A 6,199-nucleotide genomic window follows, 5' to 3' on the forward strand; every position below is an offset into this window, starting at 1 on the left:
CAGAAGAATTGAAAATAGAAATGGCTTCCTTAAACACTGAAATCCAGCAAATTGCTTATGATAAAATTGCTTCAATTATGGGTCGTTATACTGAAGCGATTGAAGAAAACACTTATCAAATTGAACGCTCACAAGCAATCCAAGCTACGTTAGTAAAAGGTTCTGACGCATACAACAATGAAACAAAGTATCAAACTGAACTATTAAATGAAAACAAAGACCAATTAGAAGCCAAGAGAGCAGAGCTACAAAAGCTTTTATCTACTGAAGACTTAAGCATTCAGCAAGAAAAAGATTATCAGAAAGAGTTGAATGAAACCACTTTAGCGATACTAGGTGCTGAAGACGCAATCAATCAATATCGCTCAAGCATAGCAGACGAGGCAATTGACACCATTAAACGTGCTTATGAAATGCAACGTGACATTGCAACTAAACAAAAAGATGAAGAAATCGAACGACTTGAAGAAATTAATGAAGTACGGATGCAACAATACGATGATGATTTAGACCGATTTGAAGAAGTAATCAATAAAAAATTGCAATTGTTAGATGACCAAGACAATGAGGATCAATACAACAAAGAGTTGTCTAAACTTCAAGATAGTCAATTAGCATTACAAGGAAGAATTAGTTCTCTAAGTCTTTCTGATTCATTAGCTGACCAAGCAACTCGAATGGAACTTGAACAAGAGTTAGCTGACATTACTGAAGAAATTGATGAGAAGAAAAATGGTCGTAAAAACGAACTTCGCAAAAAAGGCTTGAATGACCAATTAGAAGCTTTCAGAAAAGAAACTGAAGCCAAGAAGAAAGCTGAAGAAGACTCTTACGAATACAATAAAAAAAGGCTTGAACGTGAAAAGGCAGACATGGAATATTACTATAACGAATTAATCAATAATGAGGCTTACTTCGCTACTCTTAGACAAAGCATTATTGATGGTAATATTGAGAACGCCAAGAACGGAATCGAAGGATTCTTAGCTGAATTTAAGAGGATGAATCAAACCACAATTTCAGAGCTATCGTTAAGTTGGACTGAACTGTTGAATCTTATTGCTGCTGCAACTGGAAGCTTAGGCGACTTAGGAAGCATTGGGGGTTCAACTGGAGGAACACAACCGAATAAGCAAAAGAAATCGGATTGGGGAGCTTACTTAAATAATAAATATGTAGCTGAAACTTCACATCCTTCACCAACAACTTTAGAAAAACTGAAAAAAGAAAATGCAGCTTTCAGAAGCAAATGGGGATTCCCTGATGGAAGTTACAATGAGTTGAAAAACTATCCAATGACATTCCATGAAGGTGGTATTGTTGGAGGAAGTAGCGACAGTATTGTACAGAAGGCAAATAAATTGTTCAATACAAAAATGAATGAAACGATGGTTAAAGCTGAAATTGGCGAACTATTCATTCCTAAGAAGAATCTAATCGGAGCATTCTTGCCGAACATGCAAAACTTATTGAAGTCAATAACCCCTCCTCCTTTGATTGCTAAAGGCGGAACGAATTATTCACTAAGTCCTGTAATCAATGTAACTGTACAAGGTGGAAGCAAACAGGCTGGACAACAAATAGCCAATGAAACATTTAAAATAATGGATGGAATTATGAGAGATTGGGGCAAATAAGCCTCAGTCTCTTTTTTTTAGAGACAAAGGGGGCAATAATAAATTGTATTGGAATATTGATTTAACAAAACAACCATTAAAACCGTCCTTTTATTTGTGTAAGCCGAATAAAAATACAATAGCAAAAATTAGCGATGCCTACGGTGCTAGCCTTTCCATCAAGTTAAAAGGTATGAATGAATTATTATTCAACATTCCGTATAAAGTTGCAAGAGGAAATAGCATTGTCGCCAATCCTTATATTCATAACATCAAATTCAAATATCTGATTAAACTTGTGTACGGTGAATTTGAATCTTATTTTGTTATCCAACCTCCTAGTGAATCAGATCAAGATGATGTCAATCATATATCCGTTCAATGTCTATCCCTTGAGAATGAATTGAGACGTAGAAAAATACGGAGTTATAAAAAAGAAGCAATTACAATTACAGAAGCATGTGCTGATGTGTTAGATAATACAAATTGGACAATAAACAGGATACCTGAAAGTCTTGGTGGAATACTCGCTTCAAGAAGGTCGTTTGATATTTCAACTAAATCTGTTTTAGAAGCGTTGACTGAAATTGGTGAAAGTTTCAAGGTCATTGCACAGTTTGACACAGTTAATAGGCAAATCAACTTTTACAAAGAAGTTGAAATTGGTGCTAATAAAGGCTTAACTGTGAGCGATCAGAAGTATTTACAGTCATTTCTCAGAGAGAGTGATAGCACAGAATTTTGCACTCACTTAAATGTATATGGGAAAGACAATTTATCCATCAATCGTGTTAGCTTAACAGGTGAATCATACATTGAGGATTTTAGTTACTTCTTATATCCATTTGCAAGAGATGAGCAAAGGACTGTAATTAGTCATTCAGATTACATGAGCGATGAATTGTGTCATGCAATCTTAGATTATCAGGATTTGCTATTTAGCAATAAAGGCAACTTTGACACATTGCTTGATGAAAAGGCTGTAATTGAAGCACAGCTAATCCCAGCACAAAACGCATTAGATGTGTTAGAGATTGATTTACAAGTTATTGCAGACGCAATTGAAGTGCAGAAACAATACGGTGGTAGCACAGACACACTTGATATTGAATTTGCAAATAAAACTGGTGAAGTTAATGCCAAGAAAGATGAAATAAGTGGAATACAAGCACAGCTAAATGCAAAGAATGTAGTCATTTCTGATTTAAGAATTGCCATTTCAAAAGAAAACAACTTCACTCCTGAACTATTATCAGAGTTAATCGAGTTTATTGAAGAAGATGAGTGGTCAGATAGTAATCACTATGACGACCAGATGTTATATGCAGCAGGACTTGAAGAATTTGAAAGAAGAAAATTCCCTCCTATGTCTTTAAGTGTAGATATCATCAACTTCCTTTCAGTCATCACTGAGCAAAATAATTGGAATAAGCTCTCTCTAGGAGACTCCATTAGATTCAAAAAAGAAGAAATGGGTATCGACTTAAAAGCAAATCTAATTGAAGCTACATTTGACTTTGACGGTGACAGTATTAGTGTTGTTGTTTCGAACTTGCTAGAAGTTAATGATATCAAAAGACGGATGATGAGAAGGCTCTACAAGTCTGAAAATGCTGCTGACGTATTAGATATCAACAAAGGCAACTGGAATGACATTGGAGAAAATTTAGAAAAGTATATTGATGAGCAAATTTCAGAAGCACAAGAATCATTGGACAATTTCAATCGTGATTTGCAACGTTCATATGCTGATGGATTTATCACAAAAGCTGAAGCTAATTTCCTTAAACTTAGCCTAAACGAATTAGAAGGTGAAGCGTCTGATTTAATTGAAGTAGCTGTGGCACTTGGAATCACAACTGAAAAGGACACTTTCCTACAATCATTCAATGAGTTGGAAACACTTTTAGGTACATGGATTAATCAGCCTTCTTATCCAATCACAATATTGCTCACTGACAGAGATGCAATCCAATTAAAATTCCAACAAGTACAACAAAACAAAACAATACTTACTGAAAAAATCATGACTGAAAAAGATAAAGTTGTTGCAGATAATGCTAAGACATATGTTGATAATCAAATTATTGAAGTGAATCAAACTACTCAAGAATTATTTGACCAAATCGCTGCATTTTCTGACGATAGCTTAATCACACTAGCTGAAGCAAATATGCTTGAAACCATGTTACTTAGTGTTAAAAAGGAATCAAAAGATTTAGTTGACGTTGCTACAGCACTGGGCATCACTACTGAGAAAACATCTTATGAAAATGCCTTACAATCACTGGAGTCGACATTAAATTCYGCATTCATTAATCAGCCTTTTTATCCTTCTTCTTTAAACTTTCAAGACAAAGAAGATTTAGATTTTACAATTGAAAATGTGCAGAACACCAAATCAATATTAATTAATAAGATTATTGATTTACAGTCACAGGCTGGTAAAGATGCTGATGAAGAAACAAGGAAATCAATACGAAATCCCAATCCTATCTCTAAGCCAACCGTATCAAACGATGGAACAGCTATTGACCATGTTAAGAATAAAGATGGATCAGTAGACATTTCATTTGAGTGGATATTCGTTGAGAATCCAGAAAGTCCAATAAATGGATTCGGTGTATTGGTTTACTCATCTGATTCTGCTACACCTCATGTGCCTAGTCTAACTACTGATTACGTACAACAAGTGGATAAGAAAAGTCGTTCATTCATCTTAACAGGTGTAACTGCTAATAAGTATTATACATTTGGTGTTGTCGCTTATAGAAATGTAGATACATCAATCAACTCAGAAGGAATTATTCGTTCTACAATTGGAACATCTAGCCTGTTCACAGAAAGCCCATATAGACCTGAATCCAACATCAGCTATGAAGGTGATATTTCTGGAACAATTGGTGGAACTCCGTATGACCGTTTCAATCGTAACTCTGAGTCAATTATCATCGGAACTGAAGTTGGAATAAATGGTGTGGTTTCTCCTCGACTCAATTCCGCAGATATTATTATTACAGTAGCCGATATGCTAGTTGGTGCTGACATTAAAATCAATGCAGCCATTCAAAGTATTAAGCAATCAGGTGGAATTGTTAAACTTCAAGAAGGAATCTACAAGTGTGCTAAACCGATAAAAATCCCTTCCAATGTAGCTTTAGTTGGAACAGGGAARTCTACAATCTTGAAACAAGTTATAATTGGCACTCCTATCGGAAAATATCGTGGATTAATTGAAAACGAAAATACAACTACTGGCAATATTAACATCATGATAAAAGATTTAATGATGCAAATGAGCAAAGATGTAATCACTGAGGATAATTCAATGACTGCAATTCGACTATTTAAAGCTCAAGAGTGTGTAATCGCAAACGTTCATATTTTGAATTGTGCCACATTTTCATTAGACGTTTATGAGAGTAGTAGATTATTAGTTACCAATTGCTCATATCATGATTCAAAAGGTGCTTTTAGAGCAGGTTCTAATTCTAATGACATCATTTTCTCAGAGAACATCTTAAACAATATCCAATTCGGTGCTGGAGGAACAGGTTCAATTGAAATTAACGACAACAACTGTAACAATGCAAGTATTATCAATAACAACATAAGTAATTGTTGGTTTGGTATTGTTGCATTTGGTAGCCGACATACAATCAACGGGAATAAGATTAGTGGAGTATACTCGGCAGCTCTCAACCTATCATCAAGTGACAGCCAAGCGATAAATAACACCATCTACAATTGCTCACTTGGAGTAGGGATTAGAGTACGTGGAGAAAGAAATAATGTTTCCTCAAACAGAGTCACCATTACAATGTTAGAAGGAATAGAAGTAGTGACCGATGACCACATCATTGCGAACAATTATGTTTCTGATACCTCTCTTGTAGTGGGAGGCGAACGTAGCAATATTGTAGTAATAGGTGATCGTAACACAATATCAACTAACACTTGTCGCTCAGTTTTACATCAAAGTAAATATGGGATTGAAATTAACAATACAGCAGCTGGAACAATCGTAAAAGATAATGACCTAAGAACATCAGGAAAAACAGGAGCAATTAGTGATGCTGGTGTTGGTACTGTAAACGAAGGTAATATCATCGCATAAAAGGAGTGGTTATATGAAAGTGGTAGACGGGAAGGCGCAGTTTCCTATTAAGAATATTGTGGTGAATTCACTTATTGAAGGCGATGAGTTGGCACAATTACTATATTATGAAGGATTTGTGAGTGACAAGAAAGAGATATATGATGAGTCGGAATTAGCTAAAGCAAAAGACTTCTTAGCAAATAAAAACTTAGAATATACAGTTTCAGATGCACCTACAATAGCAAACGATGCAGACACCTTCAATTTTAATAATAAAGATGAATTAGTTAAATATGTCAACGAAGGCAAATCACCTAAGAAAACAGTCGAGCAATTGGAAGCTGAAGTAAAGTCATTGGAAGATGTTTTATTAACTATGATGTTTAGTGGGGTGCAATGATGATGTTTGAATTTTTATTGAGAGCCTTCTTAGACAAAACTAAAAATGTTGGTGTAGTGCAACTTGAATATGCAGTCACAAGAG

General features: G+C 35.1%; 3 protein-coding genes. All 3 read left to right on the plus strand.

Annotated features, from left to right (window positions below):
• Positions 1 to 1,637: hypothetical protein (locus tag AC1DSL_RS15095; protein ID WP_477532804.1), on the plus strand; the 1,637-nt coding region annotated here is incomplete at its 5' end.
• 43 nt (positions 1,638 to 1,680) lie between these two features.
• Entirely contained in the window at positions 1,681 to 5,733 is a 4,053-nt protein-coding gene (locus AC1DSL_RS15100; protein WP_477532805.1) for a DUF7359 domain-containing protein, read from the plus strand.
• Between the two features lie 13 nt (positions 5,734 to 5,746).
• Positions 5,747 to 6,115, plus strand: a complete 369-nt coding sequence (locus AC1DSL_RS15105; RefSeq protein WP_477532806.1) for a hypothetical protein — start codon at positions 5,747 to 5,749, stop codon at positions 6,113 to 6,115.
• Positions 6,116 to 6,199: the final 84 nt, after the last annotated feature.

Source organism: Paenisporosarcina sp. P4_D4 (assembly GCF_056401835.1).